18 protein-coding genes are annotated in these 18,744 nt (G+C 62.1%); 11 read left to right on the forward strand and 7 right to left on the reverse strand.

Going from position 1 to position 18,744, the window contains the following annotated elements:
- Positions 1-142: 142 nt before the first annotated feature.
- Entirely contained in the window at positions 143-2,131 is a 1,989-nt protein-coding gene (locus F8A90_RS05450) for a cation:proton antiporter domain-containing protein (RefSeq protein ID WP_200019309.1), read from the reverse strand.
- A 75-nt stretch (positions 2,132-2,206) separates the two neighbouring features.
- Between F8A90_RS05450 and F8A90_RS05455 the strand changes: the two genes are divergently transcribed.
- Both F8A90_RS05455 and F8A90_RS05460 read left to right on the forward strand, forming a co-directional pair.
- Complete coding sequence (locus tag F8A90_RS05455; protein WP_200019310.1) at positions 2,207-2,572, forward strand: YqcC family protein; 366 nt, start codon at positions 2,207-2,209, stop codon at positions 2,570-2,572.
- Positions 2,573-2,717: 145 nt separating this feature from the next.
- Positions 2,718-3,218 carry a gamma-glutamylcyclotransferase family protein gene (locus F8A90_RS05460; RefSeq protein ID WP_200019311.1) on the forward strand — a complete coding sequence of 167 codons (501 nt, stop codon included), beginning with the start codon at positions 2,718-2,720 and terminating at the stop codon, positions 3,216-3,218.
- Between the two features lie 137 nt (positions 3,219-3,355).
- On the opposite strand, the gene brnQ is transcribed toward F8A90_RS05460, so the two are convergent.
- Together brnQ and F8A90_RS05470 are read right to left on the reverse strand one after the other, a co-directional pair.
- Positions 3,356-4,696: a branched-chain amino acid transport system II carrier protein gene (gene brnQ / locus F8A90_RS05465; RefSeq protein WP_200019312.1), complete on the reverse strand. Its 1,341-nt coding sequence runs from the start codon at positions 4,694-4,696 to the stop codon at positions 3,356-3,358.
- A gap of 269 nt (positions 4,697-4,965) precedes the next feature.
- Entirely contained in the window at positions 4,966-6,264 is a 1,299-nt protein-coding gene (locus F8A90_RS05470; protein ID WP_200019313.1) for a DUF1853 family protein, read from the reverse strand.
- Positions 6,265-7,504: 1,240 nt separating this feature from the next.
- Here F8A90_RS05470 and F8A90_RS05475 point away from each other — a divergent pair.
- From F8A90_RS05475 to F8A90_RS05505, 7 genes are all read left to right on the forward strand, one after another.
- Positions 7,505-7,846 carry a hypothetical protein gene (locus tag F8A90_RS05475; RefSeq protein WP_107335218.1) on the forward strand — a complete coding sequence of 114 codons (342 nt, stop codon included), beginning with the start codon at positions 7,505-7,507 and terminating at the stop codon, positions 7,844-7,846.
- 86 nt (positions 7,847-7,932) lie between these two features.
- A complete protein-coding gene (locus F8A90_RS05480) occupies positions 7,933-8,265 on the forward strand; it encodes a hypothetical protein (protein WP_200019314.1) in 333 nt (110 codons plus the stop codon).
- Positions 8,266-8,355: 90 nt separating this feature from the next.
- A complete protein-coding gene (locus F8A90_RS05485) occupies positions 8,356-8,688 on the forward strand; it encodes a hypothetical protein (RefSeq protein ID WP_166019476.1) in 333 nt (110 codons plus the stop codon).
- Between the two features lie 124 nt (positions 8,689-8,812).
- On the forward strand, positions 8,813-9,145 hold the full coding sequence (locus tag F8A90_RS05490) for a hypothetical protein (RefSeq protein ID WP_200019315.1): 333 nt from the start codon (positions 8,813-8,815) through the stop codon (positions 9,143-9,145).
- 559 nt (positions 9,146-9,704) lie between these two features.
- Positions 9,705-9,971, forward strand: a complete 267-nt coding sequence (locus tag F8A90_RS05495; protein WP_200019316.1) for a hypothetical protein — start codon at positions 9,705-9,707, stop codon at positions 9,969-9,971.
- 672 nt (positions 9,972-10,643) lie between these two features.
- Positions 10,644-11,330, forward strand: coding sequence for a haloacid dehalogenase type II (locus F8A90_RS05500; RefSeq protein WP_233593454.1), 687 nt, complete (start codon positions 10,644-10,646; stop codon positions 11,328-11,330).
- 208 nt (positions 11,331-11,538) lie between these two features.
- On the forward strand, positions 11,539-12,222 hold the full coding sequence (locus tag F8A90_RS05505; protein ID WP_200019317.1) for an alpha/beta hydrolase: 684 nt from the start codon (positions 11,539-11,541) through the stop codon (positions 12,220-12,222).
- 138 nt (positions 12,223-12,360) lie between these two features.
- On the opposite strand, the gene F8A90_RS05510 is transcribed toward F8A90_RS05505, so the two are convergent.
- Positions 12,361-12,927, reverse strand: coding sequence for a DUF6314 family protein (locus F8A90_RS05510; RefSeq protein WP_166019480.1), 567 nt, complete (start codon positions 12,925-12,927; stop codon positions 12,361-12,363).
- Here F8A90_RS05510 and F8A90_RS05515 point away from each other — a divergent pair.
- Positions 12,926-13,801 carry a carboxylate/amino acid/amine transporter gene (locus tag F8A90_RS05515; RefSeq protein WP_200019318.1) on the forward strand — a complete coding sequence of 292 codons (876 nt, stop codon included), beginning with the start codon at positions 12,926-12,928 and terminating at the stop codon, positions 13,799-13,801. The two genes, F8A90_RS05510 and F8A90_RS05515, sit on opposite strands and share 2 nt — an antisense overlap.
- A 42-nt stretch (positions 13,802-13,843) precedes the next feature.
- Here F8A90_RS05515 and F8A90_RS05520 read toward each other — a convergent pair whose 3' ends face one another.
- On the reverse strand, positions 13,844-15,550 hold the full coding sequence (locus F8A90_RS05520; RefSeq protein ID WP_200019319.1) for an aminotransferase-like domain-containing protein: 1,707 nt from the start codon (positions 15,548-15,550) through the stop codon (positions 13,844-13,846).
- A gap of 156 nt (positions 15,551-15,706) precedes the next feature.
- On the opposite strand from F8A90_RS05520, the gene F8A90_RS05525 reads away from it, so the two are divergent.
- Positions 15,707-16,705, forward strand: coding sequence for a DMT family transporter (locus F8A90_RS05525; RefSeq protein WP_200019320.1), 999 nt, complete (start codon positions 15,707-15,709; stop codon positions 16,703-16,705).
- A 138-nt stretch (positions 16,706-16,843) separates the two neighbouring features.
- On the opposite strand, the gene F8A90_RS05530 is transcribed toward F8A90_RS05525, so the two are convergent.
- On the reverse strand, positions 16,844-17,593 hold the full coding sequence (locus F8A90_RS05530; protein ID WP_200019321.1) for an OmpW/AlkL family protein: 750 nt from the start codon (positions 17,591-17,593) through the stop codon (positions 16,844-16,846).
- A gap of 349 nt (positions 17,594-17,942) precedes the next feature.
- A complete protein-coding gene (locus F8A90_RS05535) occupies positions 17,943-18,536 on the reverse strand; it encodes an OmpW/AlkL family protein (protein WP_054556795.1) in 594 nt (197 codons plus the stop codon).
- Between the last annotated feature and the right edge of the window lie 208 nt (positions 18,537-18,744).

The raw sequence follows: 18,744 nt of genomic DNA on the forward strand, positions 1-18,744 counted from the left end.
ACTGCCTCCTTGTGATAAGTGCTATCTCCCATGCAGGGCCGTGCCCCCTGGCATGTCGATCCCTTCAGTGTGCTCATCAGCATGTTCATCCGAGCTGACTCTCTGTGACGCTCTCCCTTCTGAACGCCAGTGGCCGATGGCCTCAGCCGGTCAGCAGGCGGGTTTCCGCCTCTTCAATATGATCAGCCAGTCCTGATAATACCAGTGTATCGCCACACGCCAGCGTCAGGTCGCCGGTGGGGTCTTCCAGGTTCTCGCCACTGGCGCGTACCACGCGTGAGACAAGAATGCCGCACACTTCCGGCAGTGCGATGTCGTCCAGTCGTCGGCCACAGGCCCAGGCATCGGCGGTTAGCGTCAGCGGATGTCGCCGCAGCAGCGGGTTGCCGCGTTTGTCGGTCAACTGGGACTGCTGACCATGGAAATAGCCATGCAGCATGCTGTAGCGCGCCTCACGCGCATTCTGGATCGAACGCGCCACGCGGCGAAAGGGCACCTCGAGATTGACCAGCACATGCGAGACCAGCATCAGCGAGCCCTCGAGCACCTCGGGAATCACTTCGGTGGCCCCGGCGGCCTTGTAGGTCTCGAGGTCCGCGTCATCCTGGGTGCGCACCAGCACCTTGAGGTTCTCGAGTTCCAGCGGCTGGATGGCGCGTAATATGGCCAATGCGTGCGAGAGCTGATTGACGGTGATCACCACCTGCCGGGCACGTTCGATGCCGAGGGCGCGCAGGATTTCCAGACGCTGCGCATCACCGAACACCACCGGCTCGCCGGCGCTGGCGGCCTCGTGGACGCGGATGGGGTCGGCATCGATGGCGATCCACTCGAGTTTCTCCTGAGTGAGAAATCGCCCCACCGTCTGGCCGACACGCCCGAAGCCACACACGATGACATGGCCACTGAGCGGGGCGGTGGCGGCGCTCAGCTCCGCGGTGGTGTGCGGGTTCTCCTGGGTGGGCGTGGTGGAGCGGCACAGGCGGCGCGTCAGCTGCTGGTTGTGGCGAATCAGGCTCGGCGTGACCACCAGCGAGCCGATGATGATCGCCACCACCAGGCCCACGGTCTCGTTGTCCATCAGGCGTTGCTGACTGGCCAGCGCCAGCAGCGCGAAGCCGAATTCGCCGCCCTGGGACAGCACCAGGCCAGTGCGCAGCGCGCTGTCCAGCGGGCGGCCGGAGAGGCGTGCCAGTCCGGTGATCAGCAGTGCCTTGGTCGCCAGCAGGCAGGTCACGCCGATGACGACCCAGTACCACTGCGCCAGCAACACCTGCGGGTCGAGCAACATGCCCACCGAGACGAAGAACAGCCCCAGCAGGATGTCGCGGAAGGGCCGGATATCGGCCTCGATCTGATGACGGAAATGGCTCTCGCCGAGCATCATCCCGGCCAGGAAGGCACCCAGCGCCATCGACAGATGCAGGCTGTGGGTCAGCCAGGCGGAGAACAGTGCCACCAGCAGCACAGTGAGCACGAACAGCTCTTCAGAGCGCGCGCGAGAGATCTCCTGGAACACGAACGGCAGCACCCACTTGCCGATCATCAGCATCACCGCCACCAGCCCGAGCCCCTTGATGAGCATCAGACCCAGGTCACTGAGCAGCTGGCTGCCATCGCCGGCCATGGCCGGAATCAGGATCAGGAACAGCAGGGCGGCGAGATCCTGGAACAGCAGCACGCCCACGGCGGCGTGGCCGTGGGGGCTGTCCAGCTCATTCCAGCGTGCCAGTTCCCGCGTGACGATGGCAGTGGAGGAAAGCCCCAGCGCGCCGGCCGCTACCAGCGCCGCCGCTGGTGACAGGCCCAGCGCCGAACCCAGCGCCCAGAACAGGCCACTGCATACCGCCACCTGACAGGCGCCCAGCCCGAATACCGTGGTCTTGAGGGCGCGCATGCGCGGCACCGAGAATTCGAGGCCGAGCGAGAAAAGCAGAAACACCAGCCCGAATTCCGACAGGAAGGCGAGTTCTTCCGGGCGACCGATCCAGCCTGCCAGATGAGGGCCGACCAGAAAACCGACCGCCAGATAGGCCAGCACCGGCGGCAGATGCAGGCGGCGGAACAGCGCTGCGGCCACCACCGAGGCTCCCAGCAGTATCATCACATCATTGAACAGCGTGTCTGCCATGCGGCCTCCTGGCCTTCGGTGAGCATCATCGGGATAATAGCGTGAACGAACCCTGCATGATTTGACGGAGGTCGCATGAATCCGACTGAACCACCCCGGGACGGCGAGATCGCCGGCAATCCCTACGACGAACTGCGCGCGCTGCTGGCACGTCTGGAAGCGACCATGAAGGCAGCAGACCTGTGGCGCATGGACACGCCATCCCCGCAGGCCTTCATGAGTGTGGAGCCATTCTGTGTCGATCGCATGGACATGGGCCAGTGGCTGCGCTTCGTGTTCATCGCCCGTCTGGAAGCGATGTGTGATGCCCGTGCGCCATTCCCCGTCAAGTGTGAAGTGGCCCCGGCCATCGAAGCTTGGCTGAAGGATGCCCGCCCGGAGCGCCGCGTGGCGATGACGGAAGTGATTCGCGAGATCGACACGCTGGTCACGACGCATTGATCGTGACGCACTGATTGCGACGCACTGATTGCCGGGCAGGAATCTCACCTCGCACTGAGTTTCCTCTCCCCGACATCTCCACAGTGCTCCCCTATGCAGGCGTGATGCCCTCGCATTGCGCCACGAGACCTCTTCAGGAGCTTGCATGGCCTATTACTTCGCCTACGGCAGCAACATGAATCCGGCGCGTGTCGTGGCACGCATCGGCGAGACGCGACGGGCCGTGCATGGTTGGCTGGAAGAGCATCGCCTGAGCTTCGACAAGGCCTCTCGGGTTGAGGGTATCGCGCATGCCAACGTACAGCCTGCGCCGGGTGAGCGCGTCGAAGGCGTGCTGTACGAGCTGCTCGAGGCTGAGCAGATCAAGCTGATGGACCCCTTCGAAGGCCGCCCGCATGAATATGAGCGTTTCCTTCACCCCATCGTCACCCGCGAAGGCGTGATCGACGCCTGGGTGTATGTGGCGCTGCCCGAGCGCACCGCCGAGGGCCTCAAGCCGGCACGCGAGTATCTGGAGCATCTGCTTGGCGGGCGTGACTTCCTGACACCGGACTACTTCACGGCGCTGAGCGGCGTCGAGGCCGTGCATGCGCTGGATGACGCCACCCTGGCTCAGCTGGGCCTGTCGCGCAGTGCGCCGCGCTGACGGTCGCCTGATGGCTGACAGGGTGCCTGTCATCTGTTTTCTGTCAGCTGTCTTGTGGCAACAAAAAAGCCCGCCTCTCGCTTGAGAGGCGGGCTTTCGCGTTTCTGGTCACGCTGCGCGACTGATTGGCATAAGCCTCAGTCCTGAGCGGCCAGTGCCGGGTCCAGGTTCGTCTGGTCACGACGGCTGGCCAGCATGCCGATGATCAGCCCCGCCAGTGCCGGCGCCAGCCAGCCCAGATTCATCGAGGCCAGCGGCAGCAGCGGCTCGATGCGATGCGAGATGGCCATCAGCGAGTCAATGCCGCTGGCTTCGAAGCCATCCAGCAGACTGACCAGCAGTGTCAGGCCCAGGGACCAGGCGAACACGCGCGGCGCATCATGCAGGCGCGGACGCAGGTAGGACAGCAGCGTCAGCACCAGCACCAGCGGATAGAGCGTCACCAGTACCGGAATCGAGACGCTGATCAGGGTCGAGAGGCCCAGGTTGGCGATCAATGCCGAGGCCACGGCCATCACGATCACCAGCAGGCGGTAGGGTACGCTCGGCAGCAGGCGATGGAAGAACTCGCCGCAGGAGGTCAACAGGCCCACCGCGGTGGTCAGGCACGCCAGGGTGATGACCAGCGCCAGGATCAGCTTGCCGGCATCGCCGAACAGTGCCTCGACGTAGACCGGGATCAGCTCGCCCTTGGCCGCTTCGCTGACCAGCGCATGGCTGGTGGCGCCCATGTAGGTCAGCGGCAGATAGACGGCGGCCAGACAGATGGCGGCGATGGCGCCGGCCCACAGGGTGTAGCGGGTCACGTCAGCGGTCGCGGTGATGCCGCGTGCCTTGATCGCCGAGACGATCAGGATGCCGAACACCATCGAGGCCAGCGCATCCATGGTCAGGTAGCCCTGCTGGAAGCCGGTCATGAACGGCGCCTCGGCCCACTCGGGGCTCACCGGCCCCAGTGGCCCCTGCGGGTCGATGATGGTGAACAGTGCGATCAGCGCCAGCAGCGCGATCAGCAGCGGCGTCAGCCACTTGCCGACCACATCCATCAACTTGCCCGGGCTCAGCGCGATCAGGGTGGCGATGCCGAAGAACAGCACCGAATGCAGGGCCAGGCCGCTCTGTGCCGACATGTCGATGAAGGGACGCATGCCCATCTCGAAGGCCACGGTGCCGGTGCGCGGAATCGCGAACATCGGCCCGATGGACAGGTAGATGGCAACGCCAAAGGCGGCGGCCGCCCACTTCGGCAGCGGCGAGGTGATCTTGTCGAGGCCGCCACCGATCACGGCCACCGCCACGATACCGGCTAGCGGCATGCCGACGCCGGTGGCCAGAAAGCCCAGTGCCGCAGGCCAGAATTCGGCACCCGCGCCCTGACCCACCTGGGGCGGGAAGATGATATTGCCTGCGCCCAGAAAGAGGGCAAAGGTCATGAAGCCCAGCGCCACGATATCGAGGCTGGAAAGTCGTGTTTTCACTATGACGTCCTACGGATTCAGCAGATGCGTTGCAGCAGGCGCCATCAGGTGACCGATGAGGTGGTCGGTCAGGCAAGAAGACGTGCCGAGAAGCCGTTGGCTAGCGACAGGGGTGGGTCACCAGCAGACCCGGGAGCAGCGGGGTAGTGTTGCGCGCGGGCCGAATGGCGAGAGCAGGGGGACGGATTGTCGCCACCCTGATCTGACGCGGCGCATTATCGTTGATTTCACGTAGCAAGACAAAGCCACCAGCAAGCCAAGCGGCAGGCTCACTGCGCAGCAGGTGGCGGTGGCGGCAGGGGAATGAAGCTCGGCCAGTCGTCCGGTACCACGAATATTCGCCACTGCTGGCGGGGCGTGCTGGCGTTGGTCGGCTCGCCGTCAGGCACCGCCACGCTGCGCTCCAGCCACAGCTGGCGGGGGTGTTGATGCGTGCGCTGGCGGCTGTATTGCTGAGCCGCCGCCTCTTGCACTGTCAGTTCGTCCGGCCTGAGGTCGTCAGCGGCGCCGGGTGGCACGAAGTGATCGCGTAGCCAGCGATCCAGCTCATGCCATGGCTGTAGCGACGCCACGGGCGGGGCGGCCAGCCAGGCAGGTTTTTCCCTGACACAGCCCAGCAGCGGGCCTTCATGTCTCGGGGAAGCCTCGAGGGTCTGACAGAAGGCGGCAAACTGGCTGACACTCATCCACCAGCCGGCCTGGCGCGCACTCTCGGGATGGCAATGGCGGGGCGGGGGCAGCCAGTGGGCGGGCGCCTGGTCTGGCTGCCAGGGGCGAAACAGGCAGCCGGGCAATGCCAGTTGCTGGCCTGCGAGTAACGGGGCACTCGGGTCTTCTGTCGGCGGCGGGTTCATCTCGCTCGCGCCTGCCTGTCTGGCCAGTGCCTGTCTGGTCAGTGCTTGTCTGGTCAGTGCCTGGCGAATCGTCTGCTGTCCGCGCTCGGTATAGGCCAGAGGCAATTGATGCTCAAGGCTGCGCTGATACTTGATGGCGAGGCTGTCGGCGCCGCCGGGACCTATCCAGCGTGCCGGGCTGTCGGCCGCTTCAGGGCCTTCGGGCAGGCCGAGATAGAACTTGATCGCGACCTCCAGGTGCGTGGGCGCCGTGTCCTGCGCCGCCAGGTAGAGCATGTCCAGCTCTCCCAGGGTGACCTTGCCTTGGGAAATCCTGAGGTTGTTGACCAGCAGGCGACTGCCGGGCGCGCGTGCCAGCACGAATTGCCAGAGCAGCTCGTGGTAGTGGCCCAGGCGATAGTGGCGGCGCTCATTCACGGCAGCCTCGAGTGCGTGGGGCGCCTGCTCCAGCGTCATCAGCCAGCGGTGGCGGACGTGGTCATCCTCCAGCCCGAGTGCGGCCAGGGACGGGCGCGGGTAACGTGCAAGCTGCAAGAGGACCGGGGCACTCAGAAGCCAGGCGATATCCCTGACGCGCGGGTGACGGTAGCGCGCGCAGTCGCGGCGCAGGTCGCAGCCGGTCGCACAGGGGGAGTCGCCCCATTGGGCAAAAGGGGGCAATGACTCGGCTGCACCGGGCGATGCATGGGACGGGGCTTCGGGCTCGATAGGCATGATGCCAGTGTATCCCACGTCGTATGACGGTCGATAATGCGTGGCGCCGCTCGGGCCTGGCCCTGTGTGAACCGAGCCGAGTGCTGCTTGCCGGCCGTGGTGTCCTGCTGGCGCTCCTTCTCTCCCTCTATCTACTCCCTTCTCCATTCCCTCTGTCTTCTCGCACCTTTTCCTCACTCGCCACTATTACCCGACCCTTTACGCCAGTCTTGCGCTGCTCACGCGACACTTTCTCGCCGCTTTCTTGACGCTCTTCCAACACGTTCTGCTGTCCGCCGACGGAAATACGACGGCCGTCCCCAGGCTGTCATCATTTTGACATCGTTGCATGGGTCGCCTAAGCGATTGAAAACGTTGGGATTACTTCGCGTGGGTGGGTGAGGGTGCTTCAGTCCGGGTGGGAAGAGCGCTGAATTGATTCGCTGGAGGAATCAATCCTGTTCCGGCGCGGGGATATATCCCGCAGCTCGCGAGGTTCACAATGCACTCCATCAACGTTGCAGCAAATATGCAGGGCTGATGAGGCGGGGTTGACCTCGAGCTCTTGGTTGTCGAGCGACATGAATCTTCTCGACATCAGTGGGCAAGGCGTCACCGACTGACAGTGTGAGGGGCAATATCCACCCCCTGAACAATCGGTCAATGAATATTCGCAAAAATTGATGTGCACAATTTCTTGCTGTTGGACGCTGTTTTCAGGCGCCTCAGCCAAAGCAGAAAGAAAAATACGCATTTTCTTGTTTTTGTGGCATCCAGTTCTGCTGTGGCGACGTATAACTCATCAGCACAGCAAGACACACCCTGTAGCGTGCAGCATGTTCGACCAAGGTGGTGGGTGAGAGACAGTCTTCCTCAACCAAAGTCGCTAGCGATCTGCCAGGCCAAAGCGCCGCTCAAGGGGGTGGGATAGCACGCAAACAAGGAATTCTTGCCCTCTCCATGTTGTACAAGACTTTTTCAGAGCCGCTTCAATAGCTTTATAGGTGATGAGAAGGGCAGGAGGGTCAAGCGCTGGGGAAGGCCGTTCGTTTCCAGTGATGTTGCTCAAAGAGAAACAGTGAGCTTCCAGTTCTACGGCTAGTTTGAACGCAGAATAACGATTAGTCTGTTAATCATCGAAACGCAGCACGCACCACAGTCAGTGAAGGCCAGGGCCCGGACAGGGGTCAGCAAAACACTCCTTTACTGACTGACAACGACTCAAAGCGGAAGCATCCGCACCAGGACCAGGAGATACACCATGAAAAACATTTCCCTCAAGACTCTGATCGCTACCGTCGCCATCGCCACTGCCAGCACCTCCGTATTCGCAGCTGACGATAGCCCCGCCGCCGTGCGCGTCCAGAATGCCATCAGCAGCCAGCAGATCATGGGCCAGACTCAGCCGGCTGCCACCAGCCAGCAGAGCTTCTCCGAAACGGGCATGAGCGTTGCTGCCGGTCGTGTTGAGCAGGCACTCAATGCTGACCACATCCGCGGCGTCGATACCGCTGCCGTGTCCCAGGCCAACGCCACCGTCAATGATCAGGGCAAGAGCGTCGCCGCCAGCCGCGTTCAGCAGCACATCAGCGACAACGCCTGAAGCAGATAGGGTCACGCTGACAGCTCAGTGACCCCCGAACATCGCCTCACCTGACATTTGACCTTGCCCATTTCTGGAGAATCATCATGAAAACCCTGACTTCCCTGATCGCCGCCGCTGCCGTTTCCATTGCTGCCACCGGTGTTGCCACCGCTGATGAAAGTGTTGCCGATGCCCAGGTGCGTGCCGCACTGAGCGAACAGGTCATCCACGGCCAGGCGCAGCCCGCCGCGACGCAGCTGAATGCTGCCGAGTCCGGCATGAGTGCCGCTGCCAACCGTGTCGAGCAGTCCCTGAACGCCGACACCATCAAGGGTGAACAGACGCATGCTGTCTCCCGCGGCCAGAGCCTGAGCAACGACAACGGCAAGAGTGTCGCGGCATCACGCTTTGAAGATGCGTTGAACGACAACGCCTGAGTCTGCAGGGCCTGATTCATGGCCCCGGGACCACAGCAGCACTGTTCTCCCTTTTATCCATTCGCCATTCACCTTTTCTGGAGTCATCTCATGAAAACCCTCAATGCCCTTATCGCCGCCGTTGCTCTGTCCGTGACCGCCACTGGCGTCGCCAATGCCGATAGCGTTGCCGACCAGCAGGTTCGCGCCAACCTCAGTGAATCCGTGATCCACGGTCAGGCCCAGCAGGCAGCCACTCAGCAGCAGGCCATCACCGATGCAGGCAAGAGCGTTGCGGCCAGCCGTGTCGAGCAGGCGCTGAATAGTCAGACCATCAAGGGTCAGCAGGCGCAGGCCACTCGTGACACCCAGCAGTTCGTCAATGATTCCGGCAAGAGCGTTGCCGCGTCACGTGTCGAGCATACCCTGAACGACAACGCCTGATGCGTGGCGCCGCCACGCTGACGGCACCCAAGACAGACCCTGCTTGCAACCTGGCTGATCTGGTAGATGTTGTTGATCCGGTTGGCCCAGTTGACCCGACAAAAGATTTCACTGGAGATATCTCATGAAACTGCTCAATACCCTCATCGCCGCCACCGCGCTTTCCGTTGCTGCCACCGGTGCTGTCTTTGCAGACAGCGTCGCTGACCTTCAGGTGCGTTCTGCGCTCAGCGAATCCGGCATCCATGGCCAGGCCCAGTCCGCCGCCGCCGAGCAAGCCACCTTTGCCGATACCGGCATGAGCGTCGCCGCGGGCCGTGTCGAAAGCTCCCTGAACGATGCTGCGATCGAAGGTCAGCGCGAGACATTGGCGTCCGACTCCCAGCAATTCGCCAACGATGCCGGCAAGAGCGTGTCCGTGACTCGCGTCCAGCATGCTCTGAGCGAAAGTGTCTGATTCAGATCATCCGAGACAGATTGTCTGATTCAGGTTGTCTGAGCCCCGCTCTGATTCGTGGCCACGCATTGCAGCGACCGACTCAAGTGCCCTCGCAGCAAGTGCCCTCGCAGCAAGTGCCCTCGCAGCAAGTGCCATCATGAGCAGCAGCCAGAACAGAAGTAGTAAGAGCTCGAAAACCCAAAAACGTGAACAAGCCAGTCGCTCAGCAGTGTCACTGACACTGATCACCAGGTGACACCCCGTCACGAAGTGAAACGACAGCCAGACCCTTCAGAAAATGGCCGGTACCTGTCGGGAGCTATCCCACGCAGCGACGCCCCGTGCCTCGTAAGATGACGTAGAAGCCCCCCTTCATGGACAAGCCTGAACAGCGCGCCATCGTAAGTCGCATTCTTGTGGGTAGTGCTTGTTGAGGGTCTTTATCAATGGTTCACGTGGGTAGTGTCAGATATCAACTCTGATAAATAATCCGCCTGGATATACGTAGTACATGAAGTGATCAATGGTGTGTCACTGCATGGCAACTCGATAGTGAAAATGAACGGAGGATGGAAAGATGATCAAGTCATTCATGACTCACGGCCTGGCAGTGTTTGTCCTCGCCACCAGCGGTCTGGCCAGTGCCGATATCAGCACTGATGACAGCAGTAACGCGCGCTTCAATAGCGCCCAATCACATGGCATTCACAGCGAAATGCGTGATTACCAGAAGAGCGAAAAGCGCTACGCTGCAAATCCTGACATTCTGATCACCAGCCGTGGCAATGTGTTTGCCGATAGTGATGTGCAGGGTGCAGTCGATATCGACGCCGATCACCGCTGAGCTTTCGATGATGATGGTTCACACGACTCGGTACACATGACTCGCTTCACATGACTTCATGCCGTGAGTTGTCATTGTGAAACGATTGTAGCGCTGTGAATTGATTGCCGCTTGAATCATTGCGCAGCGATGATCAAAGGCGCTAGCACTGATGCGCAAGCCATTGACTGCCGAAATTCAGGGAGAGCGAAAGGAAATATCCCAGACGTAGAGACACTTGGATAGTAAGCAGAACGCTTGAGCAAGGGCTTTGGGCCCCTCCACCAGCCCGTCTTGTACGACCCGGTGGCAAAACCCTTTCTCAAACGCTTTCCTGTCCTGGGTGTCGCTGTCCCGACATTCATTGCCCGCCATCATGGCGGGTTTTTTTATGCCCGGATTCTGGATGGGCGCAGCATGTGGTGGGTCGACTCTGTGCATGACACCTTGCTTGATGCCCGCAATATGCTGAGGGTTTTTCAGGTTATTCGTAAAGATTCATCGGCAGTTCACAGTGTAGGTGCCATCATGTGTCACGGTGGTTAAACGTTGTTATCTACTGGCCTGCATGTCGATATACCGAGGCAGGATGCCATGAAATCAATCAAGTGGAGCCCCATGATGGTGCGCGGAAAACTCAAGAAAGTGGCAGGTTCATTGGTGTTGGGTGTTGGTCTGATGTCAGGAAGTGTGATGGCGGATGATGTCGTTGAAAAGCCCAAGGTGCTGATCTTCGATGTCAATGAAACGCTGCTGGATCTTGCCTCGATGCGCAGCTCCGTCGGTGAGGCACTGGGGGGAAGAGAAGACCTGCTGCCTCTGTGGTTCTCGACCATGCTGCATTATTCTCTGGTGTCTACCGTGACCCGGGATTACCACGACTTCGGCCAGATTGGTGTCGCCTCGTTGCGGGTGGTCGCGCAGAACAACGGTGTCGAACTGACGGAGGAGCAGGCGAAGAAGGCCATCATCACCCCGTTGCTGACACTCCCGCCTCACCCTGATGTCAAGGAAGGTCTGGCCAGGCTAAAGGCTGAAGGTTACAAGATCGTCAGTCTGACCAACTCGTCCAACAAGGGCGTCCAGGCGCAATTCGAAAACGCGGGATTGCTGCCGTATTTCGATGCGCGCTACAGCATTGAAGATATCCAGATCTACAAGCCGGACCTGCGTTCCTATGAATGGGTGCTCGACAAGCTGGATGTCGAACCCGAGGAAGCCATGATGGTCGCGGCACATGGCTGGGATGTCGCCGGCGCCAAGGAGGCGGGCTTGCAGACCACATTCATCGCCCGCCCGGGCAAGGCACTGTTCCCGCTGTCCAAGAAGCCGGATCATGTCGTGAAGGATGTGAATGAACTGGCCGACATTCTGCAATAGCACCAGAATCCTTGCTTGACAGACCCCTTGATTGACGGATGCTGAAGATATCCTGTCATGGCGTTAGTGGCATTGGTGAGGTTGGCGGGCGTCGAGTGACAGGGCAATTTGCCTGTTCATGGTGAGATTGCCGGCCTCATCGCATGGCAGATGACGGCGTCAATGGTAGGCTGGGCGGCATTCCCCTTCTTACCGACCGGAGCTGAATATGAGTGACGCATCACAGCAGCGTGGCCACCGTGCCCCTCAGATCATCGAGCCGAGCGCCCAGGCGGATGCCTGCGTGATCTGGTTGCACGGCCTGGGTGCTGACGGCAGTGATTTCGTGCCCGTGGTGCCTGCATTGGGTCTGCCTGAGAATCACGGTGTGCGTTTCGTCTTCCCGCATGCGCGCGAACTGGCCGTGACCGTCAATGGCGGCATGTGCATGCCGGCCTGGTACGACATTCTCGAGATGAATCTCGGGAGGCGCGTCGATGAGATGCAGCTGCGTGAATCCGCGGCCTACGTGCATGCCTTGATCGAGGAGCAGATCGCTCAGGGCATCGCCAGTGAGCGCATCATTCTGGCCGGCTTCTCCCAGGGCGGCGCGGTGGCCTATGAGGCGGCGTTGAGCTGCGAACGTCCGCTGGGCGGCTTGCTGGCGCTCTCGACCTATTTCGCCACCAGCGCGACCATTGCGCCGAGCGCCGCCAATCAAGGCCTGGCCATCAGTGTGCATCACGGGACCCATGACGATATCGTGCCGCTGGCACTGGGTGAGGCGGGCGCCGAGAGTGCGCGTGCGCTGGGGCATCCGCTTGAGTGGCAGACCTGGCCGATGGCGCACGCCGTGTGTCTCGAGGAAATCGAGGCGATCGGTGAGTGGTTCAAGGCGCGTCTGCTGGCCTGATCGGCTGTCAGTATCGACTGTCAGTATCGACGCCAGAGCAAAAACGCCGCTGACGGAGTGATTCGTCAGCGGCGTTTTCATGTGCTGCCAGCGGCCCCGTCATGCGCCGTCAGTGGTCTTTTCCAGTGCTGGTCGCATTCAGCAGCGATAGCGGTAGGCGAGGTGTTCATCCTTGCGCGGGCCGGTGATGCGCCAGTCGAGATCGAAGCCCAGGGCATTGCCCGCCTCATCACGCACGATGACCAGCGTGGCGGCGTAGAGATCATCGATGCACAGATGCGCTTCACGACTGACGAAGTGATCTTCGCCTCGAGCGCTGTCGGCCACCAGGTCGAACAGGAAGACGGCGGCATCACGGCCACGGCGTTCATGACTGAGCGACAGCGCCTCGCCATCCGCGGCCAGCTGCCAGCGATAGCGGTTGTGGAAGTTGACGCTGGATGACTGGCCCTCGAGCTGGAACTGGCCCTGCTCCAGAAATACCACGCTTTCCGCTTCTTGCTGAGCCGCCTGTCGTGACCCGTCGTGGGGGGAAGCTGCGGCTTCGCGGGTGACCGTCACCTCGCCGCTTCCCTGGCCAGACCAGGCATTGCGTGAGGCCGGGCCGGAACGTGACGAAAAATCCAGCCGGCGGATCTGCGCGAGCAGCGCATAGAGGGTTACAATTGGTGTCAACTTCTTCTGGCTACCGGGTTTACTCGTCATGTCCTACCTGATTGGTGTCACGGCCCTCTGGGCCTTCTCGTTTTCCCTGATCGGCGTCTATCTGTCCGGTCAGGTCGATAGCTATCTGGCCGTACTGACGCGTATCGCGCTGGCGTGCCTGGTCTTCGCGCCATTCATGCGCCCGCGGGCGATCAGCGGCCGCCTGCGCTTCCAGTTGATGGCCATCGGCGCGATCCAGCTCGGCCTGATGTACATCTTCTTCTATCGCTCCTTCCTGCTGCTGCCCGTGCCGGAAGTGCTGCTGTTCACCATCTTCACGCCTATCTACATCACCTTGCTCGATGACCTGATGAACAAGCGCCTGTCGCCATTCTACCTGTTGACCGCCGCGATTGCGGTGCTGGGCGCGGCGATCATTCGCTACGACGGGGTCAGTGACGGCTTCTGGCTCGGCTTTGCGGTCGTGCAGGGCGCCAATCTGTGCTTTGCCATCGGGCAGGTGGCCTACCGTCAGATCGCTCCGCAGCTGCCGGCGGATGTCGCCCATCGCCATGTGTTCGGCTGGTTCTATCTCGGCGCGCTGGCGCTGGTGATCGTGATGTTTCTGCTGTTCGGCAGTACCGACAAGCTGCCGTCGCAGCCGGTGCACTTCGTGGTGCTGGGCTGGCTGGGTATCGTGGCCTCGGGGCTGGGTTACTTCCTGTGGAACAAGGGCGCGACGCGGGTCGATGCCGGCACGCTGGCGATCATGAACAATGCACTGGTGCCGGCGGGTCTGCTGGTCAACCTGCTGATCTGGAACCGCGACGCCGACCTGGCGCGTCTGGCGCTGGGTGGGGCGGTCATCGTGGCGGCACTGGCAATCAATCAGGTGTGGGCACGTCGCCGCGAGCAGGCGCTGCGCATGGCCTGACAGCCGACTGTGTCATTGAGGAATTCAGGCATCGCATCTCAATCAGCCCTCGCCCTGTGCGAGGGCTTTTTGCAGGTGAGCGGTGAGGCGCGCCAGTATGTCCTGCTGGCGGGGGGCCGCGTCAGAGGGCCGCGCAGCGTTCTGCGTCACTTCCTCGCCGAGCTGGGCCGCATTGAGACGCAGGCCGGATTGTTCGGCATTGAACAGGCTGCCGGGCAGGGTGGCGATGCCTGCGTTCAGCAGGTCCTGATGCAACTGCTCCAGTTGCTGCGCCTCAAGGCTGGGCAGGCCACACCATTGCAGATAGCCGCCACTCGGCGGCGGCAGCCAGACGCTGTCTCCCAACGCCGCGCTCAGGTGTGCACGCAGACGCTCCAGGCGTCGCGCATAGCAGCGTCGCATGCGCTGCACGTGGCGGCCGTAATCCCCGCTGGTGATCAGTTCGCTCAGGGCAGCATGCATCCATGGCATGTCGCCCATGCCATTGGCCCAGCGCGCCCGAATCATCGCCTGCAGCCCCAGTGGTGAATCCTGCTCGGGCCGTGACAGCCACAGCCAGCCGCAGCGGGTGCGGGGGTCCAGCGTCTTGGAGAATGATCCGACGCTGATCAGCGCAGGCATCGGCCTGTCGGCATGGCGGTGGGCGAGGTCGGCCAGCCACGGATGGCGGGTATCGAAGCTCAGCTCGGCAAAGGTGGTGTTCTCGACCAGCAGGATGGCGTGGCGGGCCGCCAGTGCCAGCAGGCGGTGGCGATCTGGCGTGCTCAGCTGCCCGCCCAATGGATTGTGACCATCCGCGGTCACGATCAGGGCGTCCAGCGTCAGGGCGGGCGTCTTGTCATCATGACGCTCGAGCAGACGCTCGAGCACCTCGACATCCAGCCCCTGGTGCGCGCGGGCAGGAATGGCGATCGCCTGATGGCCCTGGGCTTCGATGGCGGCCACGATGCCGAAATAGCCCGGCGCTTCGACGCCGACCTGACAGCGGCCCTTGGCGGCACGCAGCTGGCCGAGCAGCAGTGACATGCCATGCTGTGCCCCCTGGCTGATCAACAGGGCGTCGCTGTCACAAAGATGGCCGTGGTGGCTGAGATGCTGGGCGATGGCAGTGCGCAGCGCGCTCGAGCCCGGCGGCAAGGCATAGGCGCTGGGGTGCTGGGCATGGGCCCCGAGCTGAGTGCGCGCCAGACGATACAGGCGTCGCACGGCGGGGGCGTCCAGCTCCGGGTGAGCGGCACCCAACGGTGCCAGGTGCGGATCACTGGCATTCGCCATCGCCTGCCAGGCCGGGTCACTGATGGTGAGGGTGGTGATGGCACGCGGCCTGTGATGAGACTCTTGTTGCCTGTGCTCCAGCTCACCGGGATGACGTGATGAAGCCGGGCGGGTCTGTGAGCCGCCATTCAGGGCGGAATCCAGTTCATTTGTGTCGTGAGCAGTCCCCGTCGATGGCGCGACCCGATAGCCGGCACGCGGCTCGGCGATGATCAGACCCGCCGCCTCCAGCTCGCCGTAGGCACGAATCACGCTGTTGAGGCCGAGTCCCGACTGCGCCGCCTGCCGCCTGAGCGAAGGCAGGCGCTGTCCTGCGCTCAGCTTGCCCGTCGCCATCTGGGTCTTGAGTCGCTCGACCAGCTGCTGATAGCGCGGCATTGTCGCGGCAGTGGCGCCTGAGCTGGTGGTTGCGTCGATAGAGGAGCCGACAAGCGAAGGGCGGCTGGCGGACGAAGCGTGCTCGGCGGATGACATGCCTGTCTGTACCCCTTGAATTGGTGATTATCTGTATCTTGTGCCCCCTTGAGGGTTCGCGGCAAGCTGAAGACTCTTGTCGTGGTCCCGTCGGTGCACGTCCTGTCTCTGCCCCCGGACCGTCCGCTTGTCATTTCTTTCGCTGGAGTCTGCGTGATGTGGATGCCACTTTGCTTCGTGTTTCTGTTCGCCAGCGGCTTCATCGCCGCGCGCTTCGGTACCCTGGACGCTGAACCCTTCACCTTGCTGCTGGTGCGCAGCCTGTTGGTGCTGCCGGTGCTGGGAGTGATTCTGTGGCTGCGCCGCAAGCCGCGTCAGTGGGGCAGGCGCAATGACCGTCTGGCGCAGATGGGCATTGGCATGCTGTTGCACGGTGCCTATCTGGGCGGCGTGTTCGCGGCGGTCAAGGCGGGGCTGCCAGCAGGCCTGACGGCGCTGCTGGTCAGTCTGCATCCGCTGGTGACGGCGGCGTTGTCACTGCCGTTGTTCGGCGTGCGTCTGGGGGCCAAGCAGTGGGCCGGGCTTGGCTGTGGCGCCATCGGCGTCAGTCTGGTGCTGGGGGCAGGGCTTGCCAAGGACGGCGCAGGCACTCTGGACTGGCCGCTGATCGGGCTCGTCTGGTGCCTGGTGGCGCTGATCGGCGTGTCCAGCTCGACACTGTGGCAGAAGCGAGTCTCCGGTCGCATGGGGCTGGTCGAGGGGCTGATGTTCCAGTATCTCGGTGCGGGCGCGGTTTTCGTCGTCGCGGCAACCAGTGTCGGCAGCTTTGCCTTTGACCCCACGCCGCGTCTGCTGATGACCATGGCCTGGCTGGTGATCGCCATCTCGGTCGGTGCCATCTGGCTGCTGATGCTGATGCTGGAGCGGGGCGAGGCCCATCAGGTCGCGCGCACCTTCTTCCTGGTGCCGCCGTGTGCCGCGCTGATGGCATGGTGGCTGTTCGACGAGCAGTGGACCGCGCTGATGGTCACGGGCGCGGCACTGGTGGTGCTGGGACTGGTGCTGGACCGCCCACGTCCGGGCAAGGTGAGCAAGGCGCCGGCCGACGACGCCACGCCGCCTTCGCCCTCAACGCCCTCAACGCCCTCAACCTCAACAGCCTCAGCAACTTCCAATGCCTCGGCAACGAACAGTGGGCAAGCCGCCCCGCGCTGATGCGTGCCGAGCGCATTACTCACCACGCACCACGCACAGCGTATAGATAAAAAAGGACAACGCCCCGCCGGCCCGAGATGGGCTGGCGGGGCGTTGTCGTCTCTGACCAGTCAGAAGTGCTAGCCAGGAAGTGGCTGATCAGAAGCGATAGCTGATCCCGGCCATGGTCACGATGGGGTCGATCTCGACCTTGTCGTTGACGCTGCCTGCCACGGTGACATCGGAATCGATATCCAGATACCAAGCAGCGACGTTGGCCGCCCAGTGCTCGTTGATCACCAGATCGACGCCGATCTGTGCGGCCGCGCCCCAGCTGTCATCCATCTCGAGTCTGGTGCCATCGTCGAGGGTTTCATCGGAGAAGTGGGTGTAATTGACCCCCGCGCCGATGTACGGCTGGATGCGCGATTCACGTCCGCCAAGCGGATAGTACTGCAGTGTCAGAGTCGGCGGCAGGTGATCGACGGAGCCGGCCTTCTGGCCATTGAGCGAGATGTCGTGGTCGAAATCCTGCGCCGCCAGCAGTTCGATACCGAAGGTATCGGTGAAGCGATAGCCGAGAGTGAAGGCAAAGGCGCTGTCATCATCGACGTCCACGTCGGCACCGATGGCATCGATGCGACCGTTGTCACTCTTCGGCGAGACCTTGGCGACACCCGCACGCGTCCAGAACTGCCCGGCGCCGTAGTTGAGAGAGCTGAGAGAGTTGAGAGAGCCATGAGAGCTGGCATTCAGCGAGTCGGCGGCCATGGCAGGTGCGGCGCCGAGAGTCGCGAGGCTGGTGAGGCCTGCCAGTGCCAGAATCTGCCACGGGCGTGCTGCAGAGCGCGGGCTACGCGAAGTCAGGTGCGCGGGGAGGGAGGCTGAGCGAGTGACGACGTCGGACATGATGGCTCCTGAAGGATGGCGGGAAACAATGCCCTCATTCTAGGTAGCCGAATTTCGAGAAATTTGATCTGAGGCAAGAGTTTACGGGCGTTATTGCACGGTGAGGGGCATGGTTGATCCAGGTCAATTTCTGCGGCGCGCCGCTTAAGATCCGCCGTGTAGCCGTTGGCTACCAACAACGAAAACGCCGCAGACCCGAAGGTCTGCGGCGTTCCTGTGTGATGTCCATCTATCGCCTGGACTGCTCAGCGTTGCCGAGCTTCGTCGTCCACGATGCCGTTGTCACGGCGTGGCATCACACGGCTTGCCAGGTGCTTGTTGGAGGCATGTTCACGCCTCGCACAAGGCCTTAGAAGCGGTAGGTGACACCAGCACCGACAGTGACCGGATCCAGCTCGGTGTCGTTCACGTCCTGACCGGCGATCTTGGTATCGGCCTTGACGTCGGCGTAACGAGCGAAGCCGTTGACGGCCCAGGCTTCGGTGATCTTGAGGTCCACACCCAGCTCGGCAGCGGCGCCGTAGCTGTCGTCGATGTCCATGCTCTGGCCACCGGCAGACTCACCGGAGAAGTGGGTGTAGTTCAGGCCGACACCAGCGTACGGCTGGACGCGGGCTTCAGTACCGCCCAGCGGGTAGTACTGCAGCATCAGGTTGATCGGCATCTGATCGAAGCCGCCGGCGCTGTTTTCCCAGTCAGTGCTGAATTCTTCAGTGGACTGCAGGGCGATGGCCAGGTTGTCGTGGAACATGTAGCCCACGGAACCGGCGAAGCCGGACTCGTCCTTGGCGATCAGACCGTTGCCGTTGTTGCTCTTGCCGTCGACCTTGGCAACGCCACCGCGCAGGAAGATATCGCCCTTGCCATATGCCATGGCGGATTGTGCGCCCATTGCCATGGTGCCGGCGATAACAGTAGCGGTCAGGATCTTGATAGCTTTCATGTGTAGTTCTCCTTGAAGCTTGGCTTCGTGAGCTGCCTGTCAGCAGTGCCTCGCTACCCTACGGCTTGGGCCGTGTGCTCTGCGTGGCTGCGTCGATCAGGGGACGCTACGAACTATAAAAAACAGCGTTCTGTTTGGCAAGCATTTTTTTAGAACGTTGTTTGAAAACTTATTAGCCGTCTTGTTAGCGGATGTTACCGATTATTTC

The organism is Cobetia sp. cqz5-12 (assembly GCF_016495405.1).
In the GTDB taxonomy this organism is placed as follows: Bacteria; Pseudomonadota; Gammaproteobacteria; order Pseudomonadales; family Halomonadaceae; genus Cobetia.

Bases quoted from the DNA above. Each gene is read 5' to 3' on its own strand.
- F8A90_RS05450 (WP_200019309.1), bottom strand. From the start codon at position 2,131: ATGGCAGACACGCTGTTCAATGATGTGATGATACTGCTGGGAGCCTCG.
- F8A90_RS05455 (WP_200019310.1), top strand. From the start codon at position 2,207: ATGAATCCGACTGAACCACCCCGGGACGGCGAGATCGCCGGCAATCCC.
- F8A90_RS05460 (WP_200019311.1), top strand. From the start codon at position 2,718: ATGGCCTATTACTTCGCCTACGGCAGCAACATGAATCCGGCGCGTGTC.
- F8A90_RS05470 (WP_200019313.1), bottom strand. From the start codon at position 6,264: ATGCCTATCGAGCCCGAAGCCCCGTCCCATGCATCGCCCGGTGCAGCC.
- F8A90_RS05475 (WP_107335218.1), top strand. From the start codon at position 7,505: ATGAAAAACATTTCCCTCAAGACTCTGATCGCTACCGTCGCCATCGCC.
- F8A90_RS05480 (WP_200019314.1), top strand. From the start codon at position 7,933: ATGAAAACCCTGACTTCCCTGATCGCCGCCGCTGCCGTTTCCATTGCT.
- F8A90_RS05485 (WP_166019476.1), top strand. From the start codon at position 8,356: ATGAAAACCCTCAATGCCCTTATCGCCGCCGTTGCTCTGTCCGTGACC.
- F8A90_RS05490 (WP_200019315.1), top strand. From the start codon at position 8,813: ATGAAACTGCTCAATACCCTCATCGCCGCCACCGCGCTTTCCGTTGCT.
- F8A90_RS05495 (WP_200019316.1), top strand. From the start codon at position 9,705: ATGATCAAGTCATTCATGACTCACGGCCTGGCAGTGTTTGTCCTCGCC.
- F8A90_RS05500 (WP_233593454.1), top strand. From the start codon at position 10,644: ATGGCGGATGATGTCGTTGAAAAGCCCAAGGTGCTGATCTTCGATGTC.
- F8A90_RS05505 (WP_200019317.1), top strand. From the start codon at position 11,539: ATGAGTGACGCATCACAGCAGCGTGGCCACCGTGCCCCTCAGATCATC.
- F8A90_RS05515 (WP_200019318.1), top strand. From the start codon at position 12,926: ATGTCCTACCTGATTGGTGTCACGGCCCTCTGGGCCTTCTCGTTTTCC.
- F8A90_RS05510 (WP_166019480.1), bottom strand. From the start codon at position 12,927: ATGACGAGTAAACCCGGTAGCCAGAAGAAGTTGACACCAATTGTAACC.
- F8A90_RS05520 (WP_200019319.1), bottom strand. From the start codon at position 15,550: ATGTCATCCGCCGAGCACGCTTCGTCCGCCAGCCGCCCTTCGCTTGTC.
- F8A90_RS05525 (WP_200019320.1), top strand. From the start codon at position 15,707: ATGTGGATGCCACTTTGCTTCGTGTTTCTGTTCGCCAGCGGCTTCATC.
- F8A90_RS05530 (WP_200019321.1), bottom strand. From the start codon at position 17,593: ATGTCCGACGTCGTCACTCGCTCAGCCTCCCTCCCCGCGCACCTGACT.
- F8A90_RS05535 (WP_054556795.1), bottom strand. From the start codon at position 18,536: ATGAAAGCTATCAAGATCCTGACCGCTACTGTTATCGCCGGCACCATG.